Origin of the sequence: Owenweeksia hongkongensis DSM 17368, assembly GCF_000236705.1 — a bacterium.
Lineage (GTDB): Bacteria > Bacteroidota > Bacteroidia > Flavobacteriales > Schleiferiaceae > Owenweeksia > Owenweeksia hongkongensis.
In genome coordinates this window covers 3,054,034-3,077,949 of the sequence record NC_016599.1, presented here as the reverse complement: position 1 = coordinate 3,077,949, position 23,916 = coordinate 3,054,034, and the positions used below count along the sequence as shown (strand labels likewise).

Genomic DNA, 23,916 nt, shown 5'->3' with positions numbered 1-23,916 from the left:
AAACTACCCACCAACTGAAGCCAAATGAATCTCGGGATCCGTCTCGGCACCTTCTACAGGTAATTTGTCCAAACGTGCTTTTAATACCGTCATTTGGGCCTCGTAATCGGCTTTGTACTTTTCCTTGATTGGATCTGCTTCTGGCAACTTTTGACTGTACGGATCTACTTGCTTTCCGTTTTTCCAAAAACGGTAACACACGTGAGGACCAGTGGCTAAACCAGTACTACCAACGTAACCAATTATATCTCCTTGCTTTACAATTCTACCCTTCTTGGTGCCTTTGGCAAACTTACTCATGTGCAGGTACTGCGTAGTATAAGTAGAGTTATGACGAACTTTTACGTAGTTACCGTTACCACGTGTATAAGCCGCAGCAATCACCTCACCATCGGCTGTAGCCATAATTGGGGTCCCGGTTGGTGCAGCATAATCCGTCCCTAAGTGAGCTTTCCATCGCTTCTGCACAGGATGAAAACGCTTAGGATTATAGCGACTGGAAATACGATAAAAATCAAGAGGTGCTTTCAAAAAGGCTTTTCTCAAAGTCTTTCCATTTTCATCAAAATAATCAGAGTAATTTTCATCAGGACGATCAAAATGAAAAGCATAAAACGATGTACCTCCGTGATTAAAATCAGCCGCGATAATTCGCCCTACACCAACATTCACAGTGTCGTCAATATATTTCTCTTCATAAATCACTTTGAAATAATCCCCTTTTTGAATTCTAAAAAAGTCAATACTCCAGGCATATACATCGGCCAATTTCATTGCAATTCCTACTGAAGCTCCTTTCTCTACGAGAGTTTGATAAAGCGATGAATTAATTTCGCCAGATACTTCATGCACCTTTGTGGTCACATCTTTTTTACCAGAATACACATTTACCGAATCCTGCAAATCGAATACATAATACTCCACAGCTGAAGACTGATACACCATGTATTTGGCAACACGACTGCTGTCATTGCTTTCGCAAAAAAGTGAGTAAGGCTTTCCACTTCGCAACCATCTTACATCAAAAACATCTTTAAAATCTGTAGCAATTTTATTGATAACACTGTACCCCACTCCATTGGCCAAAAGAATGTTACCAAAACTCTCACCATTTTTCACTACACCTTCTAGCACTTCAAATGAATCAACTGGAAGACCAAAACGATAAACCATCGGGGTTAATTCCTTTACGTCAGTGGTGTCCACAGCCACATCTTGTGGACGAGCAGCAAGATCTTTACTTAAATAAAACTTAGTGAAATATATACCCGCGACAATTACGGCTACAAGCACGGCAAACAGCGTGATTTTCTTCTTCATCAATGTGCTAAAAAATTAATTCAAATGTGTGACAGTGAGCAAATGTATGAATTCTTACTTTCTTATTAACAGAGGGTTAGATCCTTAAAAGCTTCGATACTATTTATTTGCCTTAGGACCGTATTCGGAAAGCACGTCCGTTACCCATTTTTTACCCCACTCTTCCTTCTCTTTACCAGTCCAAAGCTCAGGGTAAAAAATTCGTTTTTGAAAACGTGGTGGCAAATACTTTTGCCAGTTGGTTCCCCCGGTGCTACTTACATCATGCGGACGCTGGGCCAGATAAGCCACAGAGGTTCGGTAATGTTGTAAAGGCCAATTTACATTTACATTAAGGTCAAGGGCTTTTAGTTGCTCCTCTATTCCTTCATGGTTTTTTCCCTCTTCTTTAAATCGCTTATAAAGCTGCCAGAGATTTACTCCTTTAGCATTGTTTGCTAAACGAATAAGCTCCTCCGTATACTTCCTTTCAAACTGTCTCAGGGTAAGAGTTTTTTCGCCAGTCTTATCAATTGTCGCGCCCCATTTCCAGTAAATTTTATCGTACATCTCCTCAATGCCAGCATCGTTCACCCGCATTTCCTCCCGCAAATCCTTATTTACCAGATTAATCATATCAGTAGCACATATTTCAATCTTGCGATATTGTGCTGATTGAAATCCACTTGCTGGAATGAGTGACATTCTAAACTTCAAGAAGTCCTCACGATCCATCCCTTTCTCCATCACTCCAAAAGAATGGGTGAGTGCGCTAAAGTATCTATTGATGCGCTTTAGCCTGGCTTCAAAAAAATCAACTGTCAAATCTTCCTTTTCAGAAAGCTGCCTCATTTCATGAAGAGAAAGCTTAAAATATAGCTCGGTGATTTGATGATACATGATGAAAATCTCCTCATCCGGAAACTGCGTTTTAGGAGTTTGAAGACTAAGAAGTGTATCGAGGTGAATATAGTCCCAATATGTGTTGTAATCAGCGTACAGCAAGCCATCCAGGTAGGCTACTAATTCCTGCCCGCTGGCATGATACTTTTTCGCAAGTAAATCTATGCGCTGATTGATTTCTTCATTAATATCCATAACGTGTGCTTTTAAGGGGCGGCAAATTAAAGAATCTTATTTTTTGAACTGCAATGGATTTCGGATATTCCTAAAGTCCATCAAATCCATCTTTATACTACCCACAGCAAGCTTTGCCTCAAGCCGGATTGGAATCTTGTTAGCATCATTGGTTACCCATAGAGTGAGACCTTCTTCTTCTCTAAACACACGCCCTTCTTGCACTACAGGAATTAATTTCTTACAATCAATATAACCCCATTCGGTTTTCATCCTTTCGGTTCCTAGATACTTAAGTTGAAAAGGAAAAATCTCATGATCCATAAAGATCTCTATGGGCAACATATCTCCTGGCTTCATATTTTCAGTTTCAGCACAGCGAGCATAATAAAAAGCACTTAAAATATCCTGCACATTTTCAGGTACATTATAGTCCTTCGGCTTTTTCTCTAGAATATCTTTTGCGGTATTGGCATCATGATCGAATAATACATGACGCTTAATTTTATATCCTCCTTCATCCACATCTCTCACAAACTCCCATGGTACTATGGCCTTTGCATCAATATAGGTTTCATATATGTCTCTGGTTTTAAAAAACCATTCCGCCATTCCAGTAGTTCTACCCTTACCTACCATATGGTAAACCTGTCGCCCGTTTTTACTAGTGATATCTTTTACGCTAAGTTCAGCGATACCTGCATCAATGATACCGTAATGGATTCTATATTTTAGATATTCCCCTTTATTAAAAGCATTATTGGAAATCTCGCGTAAAGCAGGCTGCTCGCTAGCTAAGGTAGCATCACCGCCATCTGCAACATTAAAGGGTAAAAAGAAAAAAGGAATTAAAAGAGTTAGCAACTTCATGTAGTTTCATTTTACATGAAAAATACAAAATGAGTGCCAAGTAAGTAGAATGAAAGTTTTAGCTAGAAGATTGCCGCCCTTACAGCATTATAAACATCGTCCACAGCGCTGTTATAGCCCGGGATAAAGTCAATATTAAAATAACGCTTAACCTCCAAAACTGTGAGAAGCAGAATACAAAACCAAGTAACCACACCTGTTGTTTTAAACACAATATTTACCGTCTCCCAAAAAATAAGCTTTCTATCCTGCTCTTCGTTTACGGATACTTCCGTCTTTGAAGAAACTTTATGTGAAACTGATGAATTCAATTGTGTTTGTTTTGCTGTTCAAAGATAGTATTATTAACACTCATTCAGACTGTGCCACAACGAAATAACTAACATCTTATCGAAAAAACCACCAGTCCAAAACCGAAAAAAAATACTAGAAAAACTTTGAAACACCGCTAAACACTGCACTATGTAAATCCTCGATGGAGGTATTTACTCCAGGAATTACATCAATATTATAGTATTGCTTAATCTCAAGTAAAGTCATTGCGAATATTACTATCCAAGTAGTGATTCCCAAAAACTTAATCACAATCTTCACACTCTCCTTAATATTAAACCGAAGGGTAGCTTTTGATTCTGATGAACTTAAGTTGAGCGGTTTTTTCATGAATGCTGTTCAGAGCAATTTAGCACGCTCAAAAATCCAACTTAAATCATGAAAAAACAAACTTTAAAACACTGTGAGACAACGCGATAAACAAATATCAAAACCTATTGCCGCTCAGTAATTTAGATTTAAAATGTTTAAATAAAGTTATAAATCTACATTACGATATTTACAATTTTACCTGGCACAACAATCACCTTTTTAGGTGATTTACCATCTAAATATGTTGCTGTTTTTTCTAAACCCATAATGTGTTTTTCTACAGCATCCTTGGCCATCTCCAAAGAAAGCTCTTCTTTGAACCTCATTTTACCATTAAAGGCAACTGGGTATTCAAAGCTATTCTCCGTAAGGTAGTCTTCGTTATGAATTGGGAATGGTACTACAGAAATACCACCCTCATGCCCCAAGCCAGTCCAGAGTTCTTCGGCTAAATGCGGAGCAAAAGGAGAAATAAGCACAGCTAGTGGTTCTAATATTTCGAGCTTATTGCACTTAAGTGCACCAAGCTCGTTTACACAAATCATAAAAGCACTTACTGAAGTATTAAAGCTGAATGCCTCAATATCTTCATTTACCTTTTTAATCAAAACGTGAAGCGCTTTTAACTCTTTATCATCAGCTTTTTCATCGCTAATGTTCCAGTCTGCTTCATTTTTATAAAGGCGGGTAAGCTTTTTTAAGAAACCATGAACCCCAGTGATACCAGCAGTATTCCATGGCTTAGATTGCTCCAATGGCCCAAGGAACATTTCATACATACGCAAGGTATCTGCACCGTATTGCTCAATGATATCATCAGGATTTACCACATTGTATTTTGATTTGGACATTTTCTCTACCTCGCGCCCTACCAGGAATTTTCCGTTTTCCGAAACAAATTCAGCTCCAGCCAAATCATCTCTCCAAAGTTTGAAAGCATCAACATCCATCTCATCAGAAGCATTTACCGTATTCACATCTACGTGAACTGGAACAGTTTTATAATCCTTTCTAAGACCTCTGGAAACAAACTTATTTTGACCCTCTACACGGTAAGCGAAGGCAGAAGTTCCTAAAATCATTCCTTGATTGATCAACTTTTTGAAAGGCTCATTTTGAGAAATGATTCCCTGATCTTTCAAAAACTTATGCCAAAAACGCGTGTACAAAAGGTGACCTGTGGCATGCTCGCTACCACCAATGTATAAATCTACATTTTGCCAATAGTCATCGGCTTTTTCGCTTACCGGGGCATCTGTGTTAAAGGGATCCATGTAGCGCAAATCGTACCAACTACTACCTGCCCAACCTGGCATCGTAGTTTGTTCTAGTGGATATCCTTCCCCATTGGCCACTACTCCTTTTTCAGGGTCGTAATTCCAGTTTTGGCCGCGAGCCAAAGGCGGCTCACCATCTTCGGTTGGTAAATACGCATCCACCTGAGGAAGCTCCAGCGGCAAATGTTCTTGCTTTACAGAATGCGGCACACCATCTTTATAATACACAGGAATCGGCTCTCCCCAGTAACGTTGACGACCAAAAATCGCATCACGCAAACGGAAGTTTACTTTACCTTTTCCTAAACCTTCTTCTTCAATTTTGGCAATAGCTTTTGCCACCGCTTCTTTTACGTCAAGGCCATTCAGGAAATCAGAGTTTATCACTTTTCCTTCTTTGGCATCGTAAGATTCTTTAGAAACATCTCCACCTTCCACTACTGGTAAAATAGGTAGATCAAAATATTTTGCAAAAGCATAATCACGACTATCATGAGCCGGAACGGACATCACTGCACCTGTTCCGTAAGAAGCCAAAACATAGTCACCAATCCAGATCGGCAATTCTTTCCCGCTAAAGGGATGCACAGCGTAAGCACCGGTAAATTGACCGCTTACGGTTTTCACATCAGCAAGTCTATCTCGCTCACTTTTCTTAGCTGCCTGTACTTTATATTTATCCACTGAGCTTCTGTAAGCTTCAGTAGTAATTTCATCAACCAATGGGTTTTCGGGCGCCAGCACCATAAAGCTTACGCCAAAAATGGTGTCAGGTCGGGTGGTGAAAACCTCAATTTTCTCTTCTCTATCTTTTAATGCAAAATGTACACTCGCTCCTTCGGATCTTCCAATCCAATTACGCTGTGATTCTTTCAACGATTCTGACCAATCGATTTCATTCAGACCGTCCAACAAACGTTGAGCGTAAGCCGTAATTCGCAAGCTCCATTGCATCATTTTCTTTTGGACCACGGGATGTCCTCCGCGTTCACTAAGGCCATCCTTCACTTCATCATTGGCCAACACAGTTCCCAAAGCTGGGCACCAGTTTACCGTAGATTCAGCCCTGTAAGCCAATCTATACTTTTGAAGTATTTCTTCTTTTTGAATATCACTTAGCGCATTCCAAGCTTCAGCTGTAAAGCCTTCTTCATTTGAAGTAACAGCATTTATACCTTCACTACCCTTGCTTTCAAATTGCTGAACCAAGGTTTCTATGGATTTTGCAGAATCTGCAGCAGCATCATACCAACTATTAAAAAGCTGGAGGAAAATCCACTGTGTCCACTTGTAAAAGTTAGGGTCAGAAGTACGCACCTCACGCGACCAATCAAATGAAAATCCGATTTGATCTAACTGTTGGCGATAGCGCTTAATATTTTCTTCGGTGGTAATCGCAGGGTGCTGCCCTGTTTGGATAGCGTATTGCTCAGCTGGCAGTCCAAAAGAATCGTAGCCCATGGGGTGCAATACATTAAAACCTTTGTGACGCTTGTAGCGAGATACAATATCAGAAGCAATGTAACCTAGTGGGTGACCTACGTGCAAACCCGCCCCAGATGGGTAAGGGAACATATCCAACACATAGTACTTAGGTTTTTCAGAGCTTTCTTCCGCTTTAAACGAACTGTTCTTTGCCCAGTATTCCTGCCACTTCTTCTCTATTTCCTGAAAATTGTAATCCATAACGCTGCTAAAATCTATTGAGGCGCGAATTTAGCAAGACCGCAAGTAAAGTCAGACTTTCTGGTGTACTTATTTGTGAGCTTTAGCTAAAAGCTAAACCACGAGGGTTGAGGATTGTAAATACTTTACCAAAAGTCCCTTGAGATCTGCGGGTTTTACTGGTTTTGATAAATAATCATCCATGCCTGCCTGCAATGCTCTCATTCGGTCTTCGCTAAACGCATTGGCAGTAACGGCCACAACAGGCACAGGCTTATTAATATATTTGTTGGATTGTTTTATACAACGCATAGCTTCCAAACCATCCATCTTTGGCATTTGTAAATCCATCAAAACAATGTCAAAATCCTCCTCCATAAATTTAGATACTGCTTCCTCTCCATTATCCGCAAGCACCACCTCTATTCCCATTTGGGTTATCATGAGAGTTAGCACTTTTTGATTCACAATATTATCTTCTGCTAGCAATATTTTGGGTGTTTGCACCTCGTTCCTCAATGCTTCAGTTTTAGTGAGGCTCGGTGCATATATTTTCTTTTCAGCGCCAAGCTCAAATCTTAGCGTAAAAAAGAAAACTGATCCCTTCCCCTCCTCACTTGTAGCTCTAAGTTCACCGCCCATCAACTTTACAAGGTCACTTGAAATCGCCAACCCAAGCCCAGTGCCACCGTACTTTCGTGTAATGGAACTATCAGACTGTTCAAACGCTTCAAATATGCGAGCAAGCTGATCCTGCTCAATTCCAATCCCCGTATCCCTTACTTCAAATTTTAAAACTTGATGCTTTCCATCATTACTCTCCTCACTTATCTTTATTTCAATTCCACCATAATCGGTGAACTTGATACCATTATTCACCAGATTAATTAAAACCTGCTGCAAGCGCAAAGGATCTCCAACCAATTTGTGACTAGTATCGCCTTTCAACTCCACATTTATGCTTAAGCCTTTTTCTCCACATTTGTGTTCAAATATTTTTTTAAGCTTTTTAATATCCCCATCCAGATCAAACTCCACCTTCTCAACCTTCATCTGTCCTGCATTGATTTTTGATTGATCAAGAATCATATTAACAAGCTCCATTAGATGGTTGGCGGAGTAATCCATTATTTCAATCTGCTCCAGCTGTTCATCAGTAAGGTTTGTAGATTTTAAAACATGAAGCATCCCAGTTATTCCATTGAGGGGCGTACGTATTTCATGACTCATATTTGTCAAAAAGAGGGTTTTCTGCTTTGACATTTCCTCCGCACGCACCTTATCAACCTTCAAACTTTTTAAGGTAAAACTCAGCTCCTTCATCATGCCGTCTAAATTCTTATTTAGATACCCTACTTCGAGACTTCTAGCATCGTCAATAGCCGGTGGGACCGTTTTAAACATTGATTTTTTGAAAGCAAAAACCCTTGAATTAAGAACTCTAATATCCTCAGTAAGCATTGAAGAAAAATAAATACTCAACACAAGAGCAAGTACAACAGCAACCAATGATACCTGCCAAAGCATGCGCTTGAAGTCAGCTGACATGGCTTTTATCTGAGATTCCACCATTTCCTTTAACATCTTTTGGGCTCGAGTTATGGAATCAATTTGAACCCTTACATCATTATAAGCTCCAGTATTTTGGTGTGCGCCCAAAGCTGTTTCCACCCCCACAAAATGATTAAACATTCTTTGATAGGATTGCAGGTCATTCTTAGCTTTACTGCTTATGGGAACATTATTTTTCAACTTATTTATTAAAAAATTAAAAGCCTCCACATACTCCATTTTGCCTCTCAACAAATAATCCTTTTCATGTCTTCTTAGCTGAAGTATCTGCTCCTTAGCTAAAGAAGTAGAGTCTTCGAGAGCATGCGCCACTAAACGCATATCACCTTCAGCTCCATAATCCACGTATCCTCTTTTTAAGTACAAACCCTTGAGCGTCATTAACGACTTCTTAAGGTTTTGATTCATCACAATTAACGTACACAGATTATTTTCACCGGAAAGATCATTGTCCTCAAATGCATAAATCATTTGACGCAAGGAATCAGTTTGCAAATCCTGCTGTGCTATGTAGTCATCAATCCCCTTCGAAAATCCCGTAAGATGAAAGTCATCTTCACGATATCCAGAAAGTAGAAAACTTTGAAAACCTACATTGCTAGCAATAAATGCTTGTTCAAGTGTATCAAAGCTTTTTGATAAAGAAGCTAAAGAGTTTTGCCTGGCATCGATATGAATGTATGCAACCACCCAAACAAGCAAAATAAGCTTAAGCGTTACAAAACTCATAAGCACGCGTACGCGAAACGAGCGGAGGAACCGCTTCAGTTTTTTCATAGAGTAAAGAGTTTCACGAGAGTATTCTTCGCGAAACTACCGATCTTACATTAAGCCAAGGTAAACCCTGAGTTAACACACCTCCTTCTGCACCCCTATGCCGAATGTTGATTTTTGAAAGTTACACTTACACCAAGTGCCAATCTATAATTGGTAGGTAAGCTAAAAAATGGAGTAAGCTCTGAAACGTGAAAATCATTACTGTAATTAGAGATGCACGCTTGATAAAACTCAGGACTATCCGTTTGGATATACATAACGCCATGAGGAATATCTTTTTCGTAATTGCTGGCATTAAAAATCCCTAGAATATATCCTTCTTCTATTAGATATGAATACCTCGCAAACTGCGTGTGAATGATGGAATAACGACTAGAAAGTGCCTCTTCATTTTTTAGCTCAAGGCGAAGCCACTTCAGATTCAATGTGTTCATGACAATTTAGATTTTTAGGGGTTAGCACATCAAAAGTGAAAAATAATAAGACACGATAAAAGCGAAATTAGACAAGTATAAGATTTCTATCGACTAATGGGAGATTTGACTGAGCAGACTGTAAAACGATAGAAAACAAAAAAGCCTGAAGCTTTTGCTTCAGGCTTTGTGGAAGTTGCCCCACGAGGACTCGAACCTCGACTGACGGTACCAAAAACCGCTGTCCTGCCAATTAGACGATAGGGCATCCGTTGAATTGGGCGGCAAAAATAAGCAGCCTTTTGAAACTACCAAACATTTGCCTTTAATTTTTTAACTCTTTTTTATTGACCCCATAAATTTACAAAAAAGGTAAAAAAGCACCTTCACATATAATTAAGTGTGTTTAACAGTATTTTGAGATTTGCCGTACCCTTATTTTTATAAATTCGCCACTCCACATAAAATTCTGACAATGCAGGAGAATTATTCTAAACTCAACAACCTCATCGGTTGGATCGTATTTGCAATCGCAGCATTCACTTACGTTTCTACCCTAGAGCCCACCGCCAGTTTCTGGGACTGTGGCGAATATATTTCAACCGCTGTAAAGCTCCAAGTAGGACACCCTCCAGGCGCTCCTTTCTTTCAGCTTATGGGTAACTTTTTTGCGCAATTTGCCTTTGGCGATGTGACACAACAAGCCTATATGGTGAATATGGTTTCTGGACTTAGTAGTGCTTTTACCATTCTTTTCCTGTTTTGGACCATTACTGCATTAGGCAAAAAATTCTCCAAACATCATGGTGAGCTTACCCAAGCACGCATGATTTCTATATTTGGCGCAGGTGCTGTTGGTGCACTTGCCTACACTTTTAGCGACAGTTTTTGGTTTTCAGCTGCAGAAGGTGAAGTGTATGCCATGTCTTCCCTATTTACGGCCATTGCTTTTTGGGCCATTCTAAAATGGGAAAATGAAGTGGAGAAAAGCCCGAAGGCTGGACGTTGGTTGATTTTTATCGCCTACATGACTGGACTTTCTATTGGTGTTCACATTCTTGTATTCCTTACCATTCCAGCTATCGTGATGATTTATTTCTTTAAAAATAAAGAAGTAGAAAACATGCGTCAGTTTATACTTTACAATGCCATCGCAGTAGTGGTGCTAGGTGTAGTGTTTGCCGTTATCATTCCGCTTATTCTAAACAGTTTTGGTAAACTGGAAATCTTTTTTGTAAACTCAATCGGCCTTCCATTTAATACAGGAACCATCTTTATGCTACTGATACTTACAGCAGCATTTGGCTTTGGATTGATTTCTACCCGCAAAAAAGAGCTCCCTTTGTGGAATACCCTTATTCTTTCAATACTTTTTATCATCATCGGGTATTCAACCTTTGTTACTCTGGCTATACGCTCTAATGCAAACACGCCAATTGACGAAAACAACCCGGAAGATGCACTTTCACTTTTGGCCTATTATAACCGTGATCAATACGGAGATTGGCCAGTAATGTATGGTCAGTACTTTAACGCTCCTTTGGATCAAAGAACCCCTTTTACTGATGGTACACCCATTTACGAAAAAGACGAAGAAGCGGGTAAATATGTTGTTTCTGACGACAGAAAAGGAAGTGTAAGAAACTTTGCAAAAAGTCACACTGGATTTTTCCCACGTATGTGGAGTGATGATCCCGGGCACATCAAAAACTACATGCAAATTGCAGGTATAAAGAATAAAGAGAAGAAGCCCACCTTTGGTCAAAATCTAAAATTCTTCTTTGACTATCAAATCGGCCACATGTGGTGGCGCTATTTTATGTGGAACTTTGCCGGGCGCCAAAATGATGACCAGCACCATTATGAGGTAACTCAAGGGAACTGGCTAAGCGGTATCGATTTTATAGATGCCATTCGCTTAGGACCCCAGAGCAATCTCCCATATCACGATAGAAATAGCCCTGCACGAAATACTTACTATTTCCTTCCATTTATTTTAGGAATTATTGGTCTCTATTTCCACTTTAAGCGAGATTGGAAAGATGCCTGGGTGGTTACGCTCTTTTTCCTGATGACGGGTATTGCGATTGTGATATACACCAACCACAAACCCTTTGAACCTCGTGAACGTGATTATGCATTTGTTGGATCATTCTATGCATTTGCTATATGGATTGGTCTTGGCGTTCAAGCTATTTATGAAATCTTGGCCAAGAAGTTTAAAGGCAATGGAAGTGCAATTGCTACCTCAGCGCTCTGCTTACTTTTAGTGCCAGCCATAATGGCCAAAGAAAACTGGGATGACCACGACCGCTCTAATAGATATACCGCGAGAGATATTGCAAAAGCGTATCTAGACTCTTGTGCGCCAAATGCTATACTATTTACAAATGGTGATAATGACACCTTCCCGCTTTGGTATATCCAGGAAATAGAAGGCTATCGTACTGATGTGCGTATTGTAAACCTTAGTCTTTTGAACACAGACTGGTATATCGACCAAATGAAACGTGCTGCTTATGAAGCCGCTCCGGTTCCATTTAGCTTTGAACACGATCAATACAAGCAAGGAACTCGCGATGTAGTTTACTTCCGCGAAGATCCTCGCGTAAAAGGAAGATGGCGCGTTGAAGACTTAATCAAGTGGATTAAGAGTGATGATCCTAGTACACGATTCAAATACGGTGAAAACCAGCTTCAATACTACCCTACCAAGCAGGTACGTGTAGACATTGACAAAAGTGAAGTATTGGCCAATAATGTGGTTTCTGAAAAAGATACCAGCCGTATTTTGGATTATATCGATTGGGATCTAAATGCTCAGTTGCTTTCTAAAAGAGACATAATGGTGGTAGACCTTATTGCAAATAACGACTGGTCTCGCCCTATATACTTTAGTGTAACTGTAGGAAACAGTAGCAAATCCTTCTTTTGGCTAGAAGATTACTTCCAACTTGAAGGATTGGCTTACCGTTTTGTTCCTGTAAAAAATGAAACGCCTAAAGGTTCTACTGACTTTGGAAAGCCCAATACTGACATCATGTATAATAACCTGATGAACAACTTTGAGTATGGAAATATGGAAGTTCCTGGGGTATATTTGGACGAAACCAACCGCAGACTTTCTTATAACCTTAGAAATACATTTGGACGATTAGCAAATCAACTTGTGGACGAAGGTGAAAAAGAGAAAGCTATTGAGGTGCTTGATAGAGGTATGGAAATTATGCCTGAAGAGAAGTTTGAATTAAACTACTTTATCTTTAGTATGATTGAAGGATACTACAAAGCTGGTGCAACTGAAAAGGCACGTGCAATTGTTGATCTTTTTGCCGACAGGCTAGATGAAGAGCTTGCCTACTATCAGCAGTTTAAAGGTGACGACCGCGCTAAAGTACAGCAGGAAACTCGCTCTGCAGCTAGTTACTACCAAATGTTGATTCGTATGGTTCAGCAATATGAATATCAAGGCAAAAACATGCAGCAGATGCAGGATACTGAATTTTTTAAACGCTATCAGGCTGCGTTGAGACCGCTAGGGATGGCATAGTTAAGAACATCTATTTTATATGAGAGCCTCGCATTTTGCGGGGCTTTTTTATTTTTCTTTGTATCAAACTAAAACCTCATTAAAAATGAAATTCAATAAAGCAATCCTAGCACTCTTCACTGTTTCTACCCTACTATTTTCTTGTAAAAAATCGGAGTACAAGGAGTATGAAGGAAACTGGTCAGGGACCTATACTGGAGACGACACAGGAAGTTGGACTATAAATATTGATGATGAAGGCAAGGCAGAAGGAACCGCTGTTTCAGATTCTGTTCCGTTCTTCACATTTTCAGGAGAGGGAGAAATCAGTAAATCTGGTGCTGTGGATGCCACAGTAGAACTATTCGGAAATCGGATTCGATTTGTTGGACAAGCTAGTGGAAACTCCATGTCTGGGACCTGGAATCATATCGGTGAAGATTTTGAAGGAACCTGGAAGGGAAAGAAAAACTAAATCAAATTCAATTTGCTAAAACTCCGCCCAGTACGGAGTTTTTTTTGTTTTCACCTAATTTTACACGATGCGAAACTACCTGATCAAATCCCCTTGGTGGCTAAGGGCTATTTATCCAAACCTAACCTGGGAAATACCAGCAATGGACAAGGTAGTATACCTAACTTTTGATGATGGCCCGACTCCAGAAATCACTAATTGGGTAATAGAGCAATTGGCAAAGCACCAGGCCTTGGGCACATTTTTCCTTATCGGAAAAAATGTAGCCGACAACCCGAGTGTATATCAGCAGCTAAAAGACGCTGGACATAGCATTGGCAACCACACCTCCAATCACCTCAATGGCTGGAAGCACACTACCAAGGATTACTTGGAAAATGTAAAAGCTTGCCAGGATCTACTTGCTGACACTAAACTTTTTCGTCCGCCTTATGGCAGAATAAAAAAGTCACAAGCCAAAGCCTTAAAACAGGATTATAACATTATAATGTGGGACATTTTGAGTGGTGACTTTGATACTTCCATCGATGGTGAGCGATGTTATCAAAATGTGGTTAAACACATACAACCTGGGTCTATTATCGTTTTTCACGACAGTGTAAAGGCTTGGCCACGCTTACAAATAGCCCTTCCCAAAACCTTGGAATACCTAAAAGAAAAAGGCTTCCGGATGGAAGCCCTTTAATTATGCATTCTTAATTTGATTGACGATCTGAGCAGCAGGAAGCACCCCGCTTTGTCGCCACTTCATTTGGCCATCTTTATAAATCATCAAAGTGGGTACACCTTGTACATTTAGGCTTCCAGCCAATTGTGGGTTTTTATCCACATCTATCTTTATCACTTTTACAGAATCCCCAAGCTGCTGCTTTACATCTTTGAGAATAGGCGCCAAGGTTTTGCAAGGGCCGCACCATTCTGCAAAAAAGTCAATCAGCACTGGCTTATCTGAATTGATAATTTCTTTAAATCCAGCCATTACTTTTTACTTTCTACCTCAGCAGACCAGCTAGACCAGCCACCTGTCATGTTGTGAGTATTAGTGAAGCCAGCTTCCTCCATTTTCTTTACTGCCTTTCCGCTCCTGTTTCCAGAATGACAGTACACCAAGTATTCCTGATCTTTAGGAAGCTCTGCAATTTTTTGATCGAAGTCATCACCAAAGAAGTTAATCAAAGTGGCCCCTTCCAGATGTCCTTTTTCGTACTCTTCGGGTGTGCGCACGTCAATGATTACAACTTTATCGTCCTTTATCATTTCCCGAGCCTCAGCCACGGTCACATCCTTATCACCAGTACTCTGAGCTCCACATGATGCCATAAAAACCAGCATTGGAAACATTAGATACACTAACTTTTTCATGTTGTATATTTTTAACGTGATTTTATTTTTGGTGAGCCTGAACATCAGCATATCCACCACCGTTGGTAACATTCTCTACACCGTTTTGTTGCAAAAACTGCATTACGCTGGCACTACGACCACCCGAGCGGCAGAATACCACTATGTTTCCTTCCATGCTTTTAAACTTCTCCAGCTCATCCGCTACATCTCCCATTGGGATATTCTCAGCACCATCCACACTTACTTCATCCACTTCATAAGGCTCGCGCACATCTATAAGGTGAGTAGCCGGATCGTTTATTAGTTCACTTAATGATTTCATTCTTCTATTATTTTTTTGAGAATTCAAAAGTAAGATTTTCGGCAAATGGTTTTGGTAACCAAAGTCACAGACAACGCCACACAAAAAGCGGCAGCTTTCTTTCGAAAACTGCCGCTCATTTTATCAAATCCTAGAAAGGACTACCAGAAAGTGACTTCCTTCATTCCTTCATAATTTTCTGTACCACTACCTCACCATCTACCTCACATTGTATGAAGTAAATGCCTTTGGGCAAACCCGAAATATCAATACGATTTTCCGGCTCTATCACTTTCATTACAGAAATCCCGGTGGTATTATACACTTCAACAGATTCAATTTTAGTGCCCTCAGTTCCTTCCATTATTACAAAACCACGGGTGGGGTTCGGGTAAACTTTTATACTTGTCTTGTGGGCTTTTTGCTCGTATATGGAAACAACAGGGTTACAAGCTATGGGTGTGATGGATGATGGAGTGAGTTTTTGGGTGATTGTATCTGATGCAAGAGCTCCTTCTGGACCGGCTCCCCATGAATAAATTTCTCCTACAGAATTAATAGCATATCCTACTGCCGACCCTACCCCAACATCAACAACGCTGCCGAGGTTCTTTACTTTTGTGGGTATGTTTCTATCAGCTTTTGTGCTATCCCCAAGCTGGCCGTGAAAATTTTTACCCCAAGCCCAAAGACTTCCTTTTTCCTTCAGAGCTAATGTAAAATCAACATCTGATCTTATCATTGATACGCTATCCAAACCCACAACTAATTGAGGGGAGGAAGTTACACCGGATCCCATAAGGCTTCCTGTCCCCAATTGGCCATGATAATTAGCTCCCCATGACCATAAAGTTCCATCATTTTTAATCGCATACGAAACACTCCACCCAGCTTCAATAGCAACAATACTATTGAGACCCTGAACCTGTACAGGAATAATACTGGTATTTGTTGTCCCATCTCCAAGTTGTCCGTAGCTATTAAAACCCCAACTCCACACGCTACCATCTGCCTCTAATACTAAACAATGATTGAAACCAGCCGAAATCGCAATAACGTCACTGAGATTTGAAATTTGACGTAGATAATTAACCGAATATGGAGGTGACTGTGTACCTACTTGACCGTTTGTATTTTCACCTCCAGCCCATACCGTGCTATCTTCTCGTAAATACAAAGAAAAGCGCCAGCCTGCACTTATGGATAAGATTTTATCAGCTCCGGCAACTCTGTGAGGCATAATTCGGTTCACATATGAACTGTCACATAATTGACCATACGAGTTATCACCCCAAGCCCAAACATTGCCGCCTGTATCAAGTGCCAACGTATGTTCAGCACCTGCTGCCACGTCCGTAATTAGTGACAGACCAGCTACTTGTGTAAAAGTAAATTCCGATGACGAGCTACCTATACCAAGTTGCCCTTTATCATTATACCCTGCTGTATAGGCATATCCATCTTTACACTTAACAATACCGTGTCCTCCTCCTCCATCAATTCTTTGTGCCTTGCATACCGAAATACCACAAAACATTGTAACTATGACAATAAACTTCTTCATGACTTTCTTTATTGAATCGTTAACATTTCAGAATCCACCACTATGCCATCACACACCAACAGTATGGCATACACTCCGGGTGCGTATGAACTCACGTTTATCGAAGTCTGATTTTGGGAGGTACTGATAATATAATTATTGCTCCCCCCGCCAACTACAGGTTGTACAATCAGGTAGGCTGAGTTGGCTTCATCAGCATCATAATCAATGGTAAGGTTGGTAGAGGCAGGATTTGGGTTGAGTGCCGTAATAGCATAAGGGTTTACTTGCACCACCATTTCATCATAATCTTTATACAGGTCAGCCTCGGCTATTACTTCCAACTTGTACTGTTCGGTAACGGTGGGTGATAGCGTAGGGGTTTTGCCCGAATAAATTAAACTATCGCTGCTGTCATACCAATTGTAGGTGGCATTTTCATTAATATCTACTGCTTGTGCCTGTGTACTTTGCCCTTGGTAAATGTATTGATCGGGCCCAGCATCCGCTTCAAACTCTTCGCGTGGTTCACGGTTTATGTTAAAGTTCATCGACCCCTTTATTTCATTGTCAATCAGCTCCGTGATATGATAGCGATAGCTGTAGGTTTCGGTTACTTCTTCGGTCAAAAAGTTGAAGCCAAAAAAGAACCAATGCCGTTCATTTTCATCAAATATCAGATTTCGTATTCGGGCATGAGGCGAGGTAATCAGCAATTCTTTTTCGCCTACCACATCTATCCCTTCTCTGTCGCTTGACGAAGTATTCAAAAATATTTGCCAAAGCTCCTCACTCAAAAAAAGCTTGATTTCGGCTTCTTCTACCAAAGTGCCTCCTGTAATTCCATAGGGCACATCAAACCGTAATTCTACGGGCAGCGCTGGCGTATTGGCAAAAGTGCCCGACAAAATTTTTATTCCATAAGGATATTCTTTCCCCTCGAAATAGGGATGCTCTCTGCCCGGAAAAATATCCATCACCTTAAGATTTCGGGCGGCAATGTTATTGTTACTCCGTATCTCAACAGAGAGGTCGGGATTGGGGACAATGGGGTCGGCAGATGAAGCAATACGGGCCATAAGGCATATTCCCCAATGGTTTACATTTTGAGGAACAATGGTCCAGGGAAATTCAAAAATGCTATCCTCACCCGCAGCCAGTGGCGGTATCCGCACGCTCCCGATAATATTTCCTACGGTAGTGTCCGTTCCATCCCAGTTTTGAGGCCACGAATTGCCTGAAGATGATTTAGTCCAATACAAATTGAGGGTGTCTGAACCATTGGAGGCTACACAACTTTTGTTGCGCACCCTTACATACACGTAAGCCGGGCTGGCAGAAGAGTATTCTATTTCTTCCATTTGAAGACTATCTCTACCATCGGCTTGGTTTCGCACCCAGATGTCTGACCAATCATCAAAGCGTGAAGTGTCAGGGTAACTCTGTGGGAATCCAAAATCACTGTAATGGTCTTTGATGTACAAATCCAAGGTGTTTTTCTTCATGGCCTCGGCTGTGTTTACGGCTCGTTTAGCGTTTACACGGCCGTAGCCCGCCATATTTGAATGCCCTGTTTTTGTTTGAACAGTATTGTAATTGTAGGGATTAATGGGATTGTTTTTATGTACCTGATCGGCTCTTCTTTTAAGCACATTACCCACTTCTTCATTGTCGAGGCAGGGGTTTATGGAGAGCATAAGGCCTGCAATACCTGCGGCAAAGGGGGATGCTGTAGAAGTAGCCCTATTAATTTCATATTCATCATTAACCTTTAGCATAGGTACTGAAATACCAGGGGCTCCTAAATCAAGGTCAGGACCGGTACCACAATTTTCCGTTCTGTCTTGAGTGTTAGTGGAAGCAACTGATATTACCAATGGGTTGTTTGCAGGGTAATCTACAGGATTCGCTGTGCCTGTGTGATTGCCTGAACCAGCTACCAGTACACAGTTTGAGTCATTGTAAGCAAATTCAATAGCTTCATTTATAGAAACAAAATTTGTACTAACCCTCAAAGACATGTTCAAAATATGCGCTCCATTTTCTACTGCATACACAATGGCATCGTCCAACGCGTTGGCATTGGCATTAATATTTGCCACTCCTGGCTCTCCCATCTTGACATTCATTACTTTTACACCATCGATGCTACCCCACCCACCTGATACTCCTGCAATACCAATATAATTATTGCTCCTTGCACCCAATATTCCTGCCACTCCCGTCCCGTGTGCATTAGTGGTGGTGTCATCAGCTACATTATTATTGTTGTGAAAAAAAATTCCAACCTCTCCAGTCATCAATAAACCCGTTTCCGTCATTATCAATACTATCTCCGCTGTTGGGGTCGTTTGGATCTAACCAGTCATCTTCAGCAGTGTTTAACCAAAACGTCCCTGACGTACCCGTGGCTTGAGCAAAATCTTCATGCCACCAATCAACACCCGTATCTATAAATGCTGCAACAATTGAAGGGTCTCCTTTGGTTTTATTCCAGGCATCATCCAATTCTGTTTGAGGTATACCCCAATTATACCATGTCTGTGTGGGTGCATGAAAAGCGAGGCTATCATTGGGCACTATTTGAAATTGTATTGGCCCGCATACTTCGACTAGTTTAACAAACTCTGAGGCTTGCAGGTTAGTTACTTGCTCAATTAAGTCAGTACTGGAATTCAATTCATAATCATACCACCCGGTCATAGCCTTTCTTTCAAAAGAAAGGTTAAATGAAGACTCAACTGATTCAATCTGGGTTTGAGTAACTCCCGCCTGATATTTCAATGTGATTTTGGAAGAGCTAATCGGAATTAATTCCTGACCGATATTGTCAAGTAAATAATAGCTTCCCGATACTTTGTAATAAGTTGTTCCATTGAATACTGCTGTTTCATGCTCTGATTGGGCATTTGTAGGTGAGCAGAAAAACATGACAAGGTTAAGAGTGAAAAATAGCTTTAAAGCTAACAGGTTCCTGTAGAACAGGGGGGGGTAACAATTTTTCATGGTTTATGCAAGTTTTAAGTCAAAGGGTTTTCGAATGTAAGGAATTTCTAAAACACAACTCCTCCCCCTTCAACTTCGCATCTGGAACACCCGCAACTTGAGTTTAATCCAAGTACGTTCAACAAAATAAAGCGGCAGCTCTCCCTTAGGAAAGCTGCCGCTCCATTTTATACAATTCTAAAAAGGATTACCAGATGGTAACCTTCACAGAATCTGGACGCACCATGGCGTCACCATCTTCACATCCCCAAGCTGCTTTAAACTCGGGCATGTTGCTCATCGGGCCATTTACACGGTAGGCAGCAGGCGAGTGGGGATCAGTCACCACTTGGTTGCCCAAGTATTCATCCGTTTGATTAGAAGACCAAACTTGCCCCCAGCCCATAAAAATGCGTTGCTGCCAAGTGTATCCATCAATTGGAGCTGGCTCATCTTTGCCATCTACATGCGACATTTTGTAAGCGTAATACGCCAAAGTCAAGCCACCAAGGTCGGCAATATTTTCACCTAAAGTAAGGCGACCATTTACAAACACTTCTTTCAAAGGTTGGTATTCTCCATACTGACTCACCATTCTGTCGGTGCGCTTTTCAAAACGCTGCATATCCAGTTTATTCCACCAGTTAGCCAAGTTTCCAAAAGCATTGTATTTGCGACCTCTATCATCAAACCCGTGAGTAAACTCATGCCCAATCACACCACCAATAGCTCCGTAGTTTATGGCATCATCACCATTAGGGTCAAAAAATGGAGGTTGTAAAATTCCTGCTGGAAATACAATTTCATTGTAAGAAGGACTGTAGTAAGCATTTACGATATGAGCCGGCATAAACCACTCATCTTTATCTACTGGCTTTCCTAGTTTTTCAAGGTTTTCCTTAATGCCATACGCAGATAAGTTCACTCCATTTTGGAATAAATTATCCGCAGTAATATCTAAATCACCATAATCTTTCCACTTGTTTGGATAGCCAATTTTATAGTTAAAGGCTTCCAGTTTTGTCAAAGCCTTTTCTTTAGTAGAATCGCTCATCCATTCCAATCCCTCAATGCGCACACGGTAAGCCGAACGTAAATCCTCCACCATTTTTTCCAAAGCAGCCTTTGAAGATTCAGGGAAATAACGATCTACAAAAAGGTGACCCAATTGCTCACCAAGTCCACTATTTATGGTGTTCAAAGACCTTCTCCACCTAGGCTTCATTTCTTTGCTTCCGCTCAAGGTTTTATTGTAAAAGTTAAAATCTGATTGCACAAAAGCATGTGGCAAAAACTCTGATGCCCCGTGCACCAAATGCCATTTGGCGTAAGCCTTAATTGTTTCAATCGATGTATTATTTAGCACACCACCAATGGCTTTCATATAATCTGGCTGAGCAACAATTGCCGAGTCAAATTTCACATTAAGGCCATTAAAATAAGCATCCAGTTTTAAAGCCGGGGCCAAAGCCACAATCTGCTCCCGTGACATTTTGTTGTATACATTTTCAGGCACACGTCTGTCCACACGGCTCATTTGAATTTGGGCAATTGCCTTTTCCAGGTCATACACTTTAGCCGCTTTCTCTTCTGAATTTTGAACACCACTTAATGCTAGCATTTCAGCAATATGCTTGCGATATTCCTGCTGAATAAATTGAGAAGCTGAATCTTCTTTCAAGTAATAATCACGGTCAGGCAGGCCTAATCCACTTTGTGAAACCTGAAAAATATAGGCACTTGAGTTTTTATCATCCACTGTTACACCTGATGACCACGGACCTCTGATTCCTCTAAGTTTCAAATCAGCCATTGATAGATAATAATCTTCATTGGTGTTGAAACCATCAATCAGGTTAAAAAACGGGCGAAGCGGCTCAATACCTTTTGCTTCCACCGCAGCTGAATCCATGGCTGATGTATAAAAATCACCTACCAATTGATCATACTCTCCTTTTTTAAGATCTCCGGCAGCGCTTACGCTATCCAACAAACCTCTCACCTTAGCGTTATTTTCTTCTACCAAAATGTTGAAATTTCCCCAACGAGATTCAGTACCAGGGATTGGATTATTCTTCATCCAGCCACCGGCTACATATTGGTAAAAATCATCACACGGGTCTACCGTGGTGTCCAAATCTGCAAGGTTAAAACCTAACTTTTTTGGAGTTTCTTCTACAACTTCTGGCTGTTGACAAGCCACGACTACGACTGACATTGCAGCCACTAGTACTCTTTTATTCATAATAAATTGATCTAAATTCTGACTAAAAAATTATTGATTGATCCAAAGCTTACGTCTTTCGATTTGCTCTGGGGTTGGATTAGGATTGGCCTGTAAAATGTTTTGCTCGATGTAAGTACCAAGCTGTGCCTTAGCCTTCAGCTTTTTCTCCTTATACTCACCATCCTCCTGTGGGCGAGCCACCAATATTTCTACTTTATCACCTACTTGGGTATTTTCATAAAAATCTCCCATCACATCACTAATGGTAGCCAAATCTACTGGCTGTCCGTTAAACTCCATAATCTCATCACCGGGCATCCAACCCATTTCTTTTCCAAACTCGTCCATCTCTTGAGTTTCCTCAATCTTCAATCTACCTGTTTCAAAGTTGAAACCTAACTCTACATTCCCCAATGTAAGCTGCTCAATTTCCAGCTCTTCCCAGTAGCTAAAACCGACTGTTTCAAATAGTTCAGCGTAAGGCAATGGTTCAGCTCCCTCAAAATGGCGAGCAAAAAACTCGCGCATTTCCGGGTATGTGTGTTCTGTAATAATTTCAAAAAGATTTTCATCTACAAAGAAAGTATCTGGGCCATACATGTCACCAAGCTCCTTTAGCAAATCCACCAATCGGTATTCTCCATTAGAAAGCTCCATTAACTTTAGGTCTACACACATTCCCGCCAAAGCTCCCTTTTGGTAAAAATTCATGTATTCGTCCTTAAAGAAATCTAGAGTAAACTTACTGGCAATCGTCAATGGGATATCAGTATTAAAGCCATCCGCCTGATCCAGTTTATCCTTAAGTACTTCTGTGAATTCAGTAAGGTCGTATATTCCTGAACGAGCTTGCACCAAGTGGCTGTTGTATTCTGTAACTCCTTCGTAAAGCCAGATATGCTCCGACATTTCCGGATCAATAAAATTAAAGTCATTGATCATTTCCGAGTGAATATTCAAAGGTGTGATGATGTGAAAAAACTCATGGGCAGTGATATCTCTTACACCTGAATAAAATCTCTCGCCATCAAACTCCGGCATATAAAGTACCGTACTCGTGTGGTGCTCCAAGGCGCCATAGCTGCTGCCTGCCTCTTCTAGAGGTACACAATAAATTAGTACGGCATATTTTTCTACCGGAAGGGTTCCTCCCAAATAATCAGCTGTAGCGTCCAGTACCTCGGAGATGTGCTTCATACATTCATCAGCACTCACCACATTATTTGGGCTGTAAAGCGAAACCAAAACCTCAGCCCCTCCCACCATACGAGTTGCTGTATCTGGCACGCAGTACATTATAGGATTATCGTGAAGAGTGAAGTAGTTTTCAATTTCGAAAACATCCTGACTTTCTCCCAGATCACCAACTAGCGAAGTACTTCCATAAAAGCCTTCAATCTTATTTACGGTAAGTTCAAAAGGCATGTCATCCATTCCTTTTAGGTAACCTACAAATCCAAAGTTATTTAGTAGAAAAACACTGTCTTCTACGCTGGTGCCTGCTGGTTCAAAAATACCCGTTGATTCTTCATAATCATAAGTATCCTCAATGGTGTAAGTGATTTTATAAAGCTTGCTGGCATTTAAAATCATCCATCGGTTATCATCCAATCTGCGTGCTTTTAGCTCCTCCCCTTTTGAGTTTAGTGCTTTAAAATTTTGCACAAAGCGACCGTAGTTATGTACGTCATAGGTACCGGGTACAATTCTCGGCATCTGAAACTCTATACTGTCGGCACTAAGCAAGGGCGGCACAATTTCTACAGGCAACTCATCATTGGTAACGGCTTTTAAATCCATATATACCTGATAATTCTCCTCATTTTGAAAAGGAGCAAAATCTTGCGCTAAGGCACTGCCCGCCACAAAAACAGTAAAAAGGACTGTTTGAAAAAACTTCATCTATTAATTCATTTT

At 40.7% G+C, this 23,916-nt stretch carries 19 protein-coding genes and 1 tRNA gene; 3 read left to right on the top strand and 17 right to left on the bottom strand.

The annotated features are described in order from the left end of the window. Positions 1 to 3: 3 nt before the first annotated feature. The 9 genes from OWEHO_RS13575 to OWEHO_RS13535 all read right to left on the bottom strand — a co-directional run bounded on the left by OWEHO_RS13575 (position 4) and on the right by OWEHO_RS13535 (position 9,863). Positions 4 to 1,320, bottom strand: coding sequence for a peptidoglycan DD-metalloendopeptidase family protein (locus OWEHO_RS13575; RefSeq protein WP_014203061.1), 1,317 nt, complete (start codon positions 1,318 to 1,320; stop codon positions 4 to 6). Between the two features lie 99 nt (positions 1,321 to 1,419). Continuing rightward, positions 1,420 to 2,397, bottom strand: coding sequence for a tryptophan 2,3-dioxygenase family protein (locus OWEHO_RS13570; protein ID WP_014203060.1), 978 nt, complete (start codon positions 2,395 to 2,397; stop codon positions 1,420 to 1,422). 36 nt (positions 2,398 to 2,433) lie between these two features. After that, positions 2,434 to 3,246 (bottom strand): DUF3108 domain-containing protein, encoded by an 813-nt coding sequence (locus OWEHO_RS13565; RefSeq protein WP_014203059.1) that lies wholly within the window; start codon positions 3,244 to 3,246, stop codon positions 2,434 to 2,436. Positions 3,247 to 3,308: 62 nt separating this feature from the next. Further along, positions 3,309 to 3,557: a hypothetical protein gene (locus OWEHO_RS13560; protein WP_014203058.1), complete on the bottom strand. Its 249-nt coding sequence runs from the start codon at positions 3,555 to 3,557 to the stop codon at positions 3,309 to 3,311. A 115-nt stretch (positions 3,558 to 3,672) separates the two neighbouring features. Further along, positions 3,673 to 3,909, bottom strand: a complete 237-nt coding sequence (locus tag OWEHO_RS13555) for a hypothetical protein (RefSeq protein WP_014203057.1) — start codon at positions 3,907 to 3,909, stop codon at positions 3,673 to 3,675. Between the two features lie 155 nt (positions 3,910 to 4,064). Next, positions 4,065 to 6,854: a leucine--tRNA ligase gene (gene leuS, locus OWEHO_RS13550; RefSeq protein ID WP_014203056.1), complete on the bottom strand. Its 2,790-nt coding sequence runs from the start codon at positions 6,852 to 6,854 to the stop codon at positions 4,065 to 4,067. A gap of 93 nt (positions 6,855 to 6,947) precedes the next feature. Further along, a complete protein-coding gene (locus OWEHO_RS17990; RefSeq protein WP_014203055.1) occupies positions 6,948 to 9,182 on the bottom strand; it encodes an ATP-binding protein in 2,235 nt (744 codons plus the stop codon). Positions 9,183 to 9,277: 95 nt separating this feature from the next. Then, the gene (locus OWEHO_RS13540; RefSeq protein WP_014203054.1) at positions 9,278 to 9,616 is read right to left on the bottom strand and encodes a hypothetical protein; all 339 of its coding nucleotides are present in this window, start codon (positions 9,614 to 9,616) and stop codon (positions 9,278 to 9,280) included. A gap of 175 nt (positions 9,617 to 9,791) precedes the next feature. Continuing rightward, positions 9,792 to 9,863: transfer RNA gene (locus OWEHO_RS13535), tRNA-Gln, on the bottom strand. Positions 9,864 to 10,070: 207 nt separating this feature from the next. Between OWEHO_RS13535 and OWEHO_RS13530 the strand changes: the two genes are divergently transcribed. The 3 genes from OWEHO_RS13530 to OWEHO_RS13520 all read left to right on the top strand — a co-directional run bounded on the left by OWEHO_RS13530 (position 10,071) and on the right by OWEHO_RS13520 (position 14,284). Then, positions 10,071 to 13,145, top strand: a complete 3,075-nt coding sequence (locus OWEHO_RS13530; protein WP_014203053.1) for a glycosyltransferase family 117 protein — start codon at positions 10,071 to 10,073, stop codon at positions 13,143 to 13,145. A gap of 85 nt (positions 13,146 to 13,230) precedes the next feature. Further along, positions 13,231 to 13,599, top strand: a complete 369-nt coding sequence (locus tag OWEHO_RS13525; RefSeq protein WP_014203052.1) for a hypothetical protein — start codon at positions 13,231 to 13,233, stop codon at positions 13,597 to 13,599. A gap of 67 nt (positions 13,600 to 13,666) precedes the next feature. Continuing rightward, positions 13,667 to 14,284, top strand: coding sequence for a polysaccharide deacetylase family protein (locus OWEHO_RS13520; protein WP_014203051.1), 618 nt, complete (start codon positions 13,667 to 13,669; stop codon positions 14,282 to 14,284). Here OWEHO_RS13520 and trxA read toward each other — a convergent pair whose 3' ends face one another. From trxA to OWEHO_RS13480, 8 genes are all read right to left on the bottom strand, one after another. Beyond that, complete coding sequence (gene trxA / locus OWEHO_RS13515; protein ID WP_014203050.1) at positions 14,285 to 14,578, bottom strand: thioredoxin; 294 nt, start codon at positions 14,576 to 14,578, stop codon at positions 14,285 to 14,287. It lies immediately after the preceding gene. Further along, on the bottom strand, positions 14,578 to 14,961 hold the full coding sequence (locus tag OWEHO_RS13510; RefSeq protein WP_041628266.1) for a rhodanese-like domain-containing protein: 384 nt from the start codon (positions 14,959 to 14,961) through the stop codon (positions 14,578 to 14,580). Before OWEHO_RS13510 ends, trxA begins: the two co-directional genes overlap by 1 nt. A 22-nt stretch (positions 14,962 to 14,983) precedes the next feature. After that, a complete protein-coding gene (locus OWEHO_RS13505) occupies positions 14,984 to 15,265 on the bottom strand; it encodes a rhodanese-like domain-containing protein (protein ID WP_014203048.1) in 282 nt (93 codons plus the stop codon). 160 nt (positions 15,266 to 15,425) lie between these two features. Then, positions 15,426 to 16,808 (bottom strand): RCC1 domain-containing protein, encoded by a 1,383-nt coding sequence (locus OWEHO_RS13500; protein ID WP_014203047.1) that lies wholly within the window; start codon positions 16,806 to 16,808, stop codon positions 15,426 to 15,428. A gap of 8 nt (positions 16,809 to 16,816) precedes the next feature. Further along, complete coding sequence (locus tag OWEHO_RS13495) at positions 16,817 to 19,087, bottom strand: S8 family serine peptidase (RefSeq protein ID WP_014203046.1); 2,271 nt, start codon at positions 19,085 to 19,087, stop codon at positions 16,817 to 16,819. Beyond that, a complete protein-coding gene (locus OWEHO_RS13490; protein ID WP_041627627.1) occupies positions 19,050 to 19,718 on the bottom strand; it encodes a S8/S53 family peptidase in 669 nt (222 codons plus the stop codon). Before OWEHO_RS13490 ends, OWEHO_RS13495 begins: the two co-directional genes overlap by 38 nt. A 262-nt stretch (positions 19,719 to 19,980) precedes the next feature. After that, entirely contained in the window at positions 19,981 to 22,017 is a 2,037-nt protein-coding gene (locus tag OWEHO_RS13485; protein WP_014203044.1) for a M13 family metallopeptidase, read from the bottom strand. 30 nt (positions 22,018 to 22,047) lie between these two features. Continuing rightward, entirely contained in the window at positions 22,048 to 23,901 is a 1,854-nt protein-coding gene (locus OWEHO_RS13480) for a M61 family metallopeptidase (protein WP_014203043.1), read from the bottom strand. Positions 23,902 to 23,916: the final 15 nt, after the last annotated feature.

Bases quoted from the DNA above. Each gene is read 5' to 3' on its own strand.
- OWEHO_RS13575 (WP_014203061.1), bottom strand. From the start codon at position 1,320: ATGAAGAAGAAAATCACGCTGTTTGCCGTGCTTGTAGCCGTAATTGTC.
- OWEHO_RS13570 (WP_014203060.1), bottom strand. From the start codon at position 2,397: ATGGATATTAATGAAGAAATCAATCAGCGCATAGATTTACTTGCGAAA.
- OWEHO_RS13565 (WP_014203059.1), bottom strand. From the start codon at position 3,246: ATGAAGTTGCTAACTCTTTTAATTCCTTTTTTCTTTTTACCCTTTAAT.
- OWEHO_RS13555 (WP_014203057.1), bottom strand. From the start codon at position 3,909: ATGAAAAAACCGCTCAACTTAAGTTCATCAGAATCAAAAGCTACCCTT.
- leuS (WP_014203056.1), bottom strand. From the start codon at position 6,854: ATGGATTACAATTTTCAGGAAATAGAGAAGAAGTGGCAGGAATACTGG.
- OWEHO_RS17990 (WP_014203055.1), bottom strand. From the start codon at position 9,182: ATGAAAAAACTGAAGCGGTTCCTCCGCTCGTTTCGCGTACGCGTGCTT.
- OWEHO_RS13540 (WP_014203054.1), bottom strand. From the start codon at position 9,616: ATGAACACATTGAATCTGAAGTGGCTTCGCCTTGAGCTAAAAAATGAA.
- OWEHO_RS13530 (WP_014203053.1), top strand. From the start codon at position 10,071: ATGCAGGAGAATTATTCTAAACTCAACAACCTCATCGGTTGGATCGTA.
- OWEHO_RS13525 (WP_014203052.1), top strand. From the start codon at position 13,231: ATGAAATTCAATAAAGCAATCCTAGCACTCTTCACTGTTTCTACCCTA.
- OWEHO_RS13520 (WP_014203051.1), top strand. From the start codon at position 13,667: ATGCGAAACTACCTGATCAAATCCCCTTGGTGGCTAAGGGCTATTTAT.
- trxA (WP_014203050.1), bottom strand. From the start codon at position 14,578: ATGGCTGGATTTAAAGAAATTATCAATTCAGATAAGCCAGTGCTGATT.
- OWEHO_RS13510 (WP_041628266.1), bottom strand. From the start codon at position 14,961: ATGAAAAAGTTAGTGTATCTAATGTTTCCAATGCTGGTTTTTATGGCA.
- OWEHO_RS13505 (WP_014203048.1), bottom strand. From the start codon at position 15,265: ATGAAATCATTAAGTGAACTAATAAACGATCCGGCTACTCACCTTATA.
- OWEHO_RS13500 (WP_014203047.1), bottom strand. From the start codon at position 16,808: ATGAAGAAGTTTATTGTCATAGTTACAATGTTTTGTGGTATTTCGGTA.
- OWEHO_RS13495 (WP_014203046.1), bottom strand. From the start codon at position 19,087: ATGACTGGAGAGGTTGGAATTTTTTTTCACAACAATAATAATGTAGCT.
- OWEHO_RS13490 (WP_041627627.1), bottom strand. From the start codon at position 19,718: ATGTTTTTCTGCTCACCTACAAATGCCCAATCAGAGCATGAAACAGCA.
- OWEHO_RS13485 (WP_014203044.1), bottom strand. From the start codon at position 22,017: ATGAATAAAAGAGTACTAGTGGCTGCAATGTCAGTCGTAGTCGTGGCT.
- OWEHO_RS13480 (WP_014203043.1), bottom strand. From the start codon at position 23,901: ATGAAGTTTTTTCAAACAGTCCTTTTTACTGTTTTTGTGGCGGGCAGT.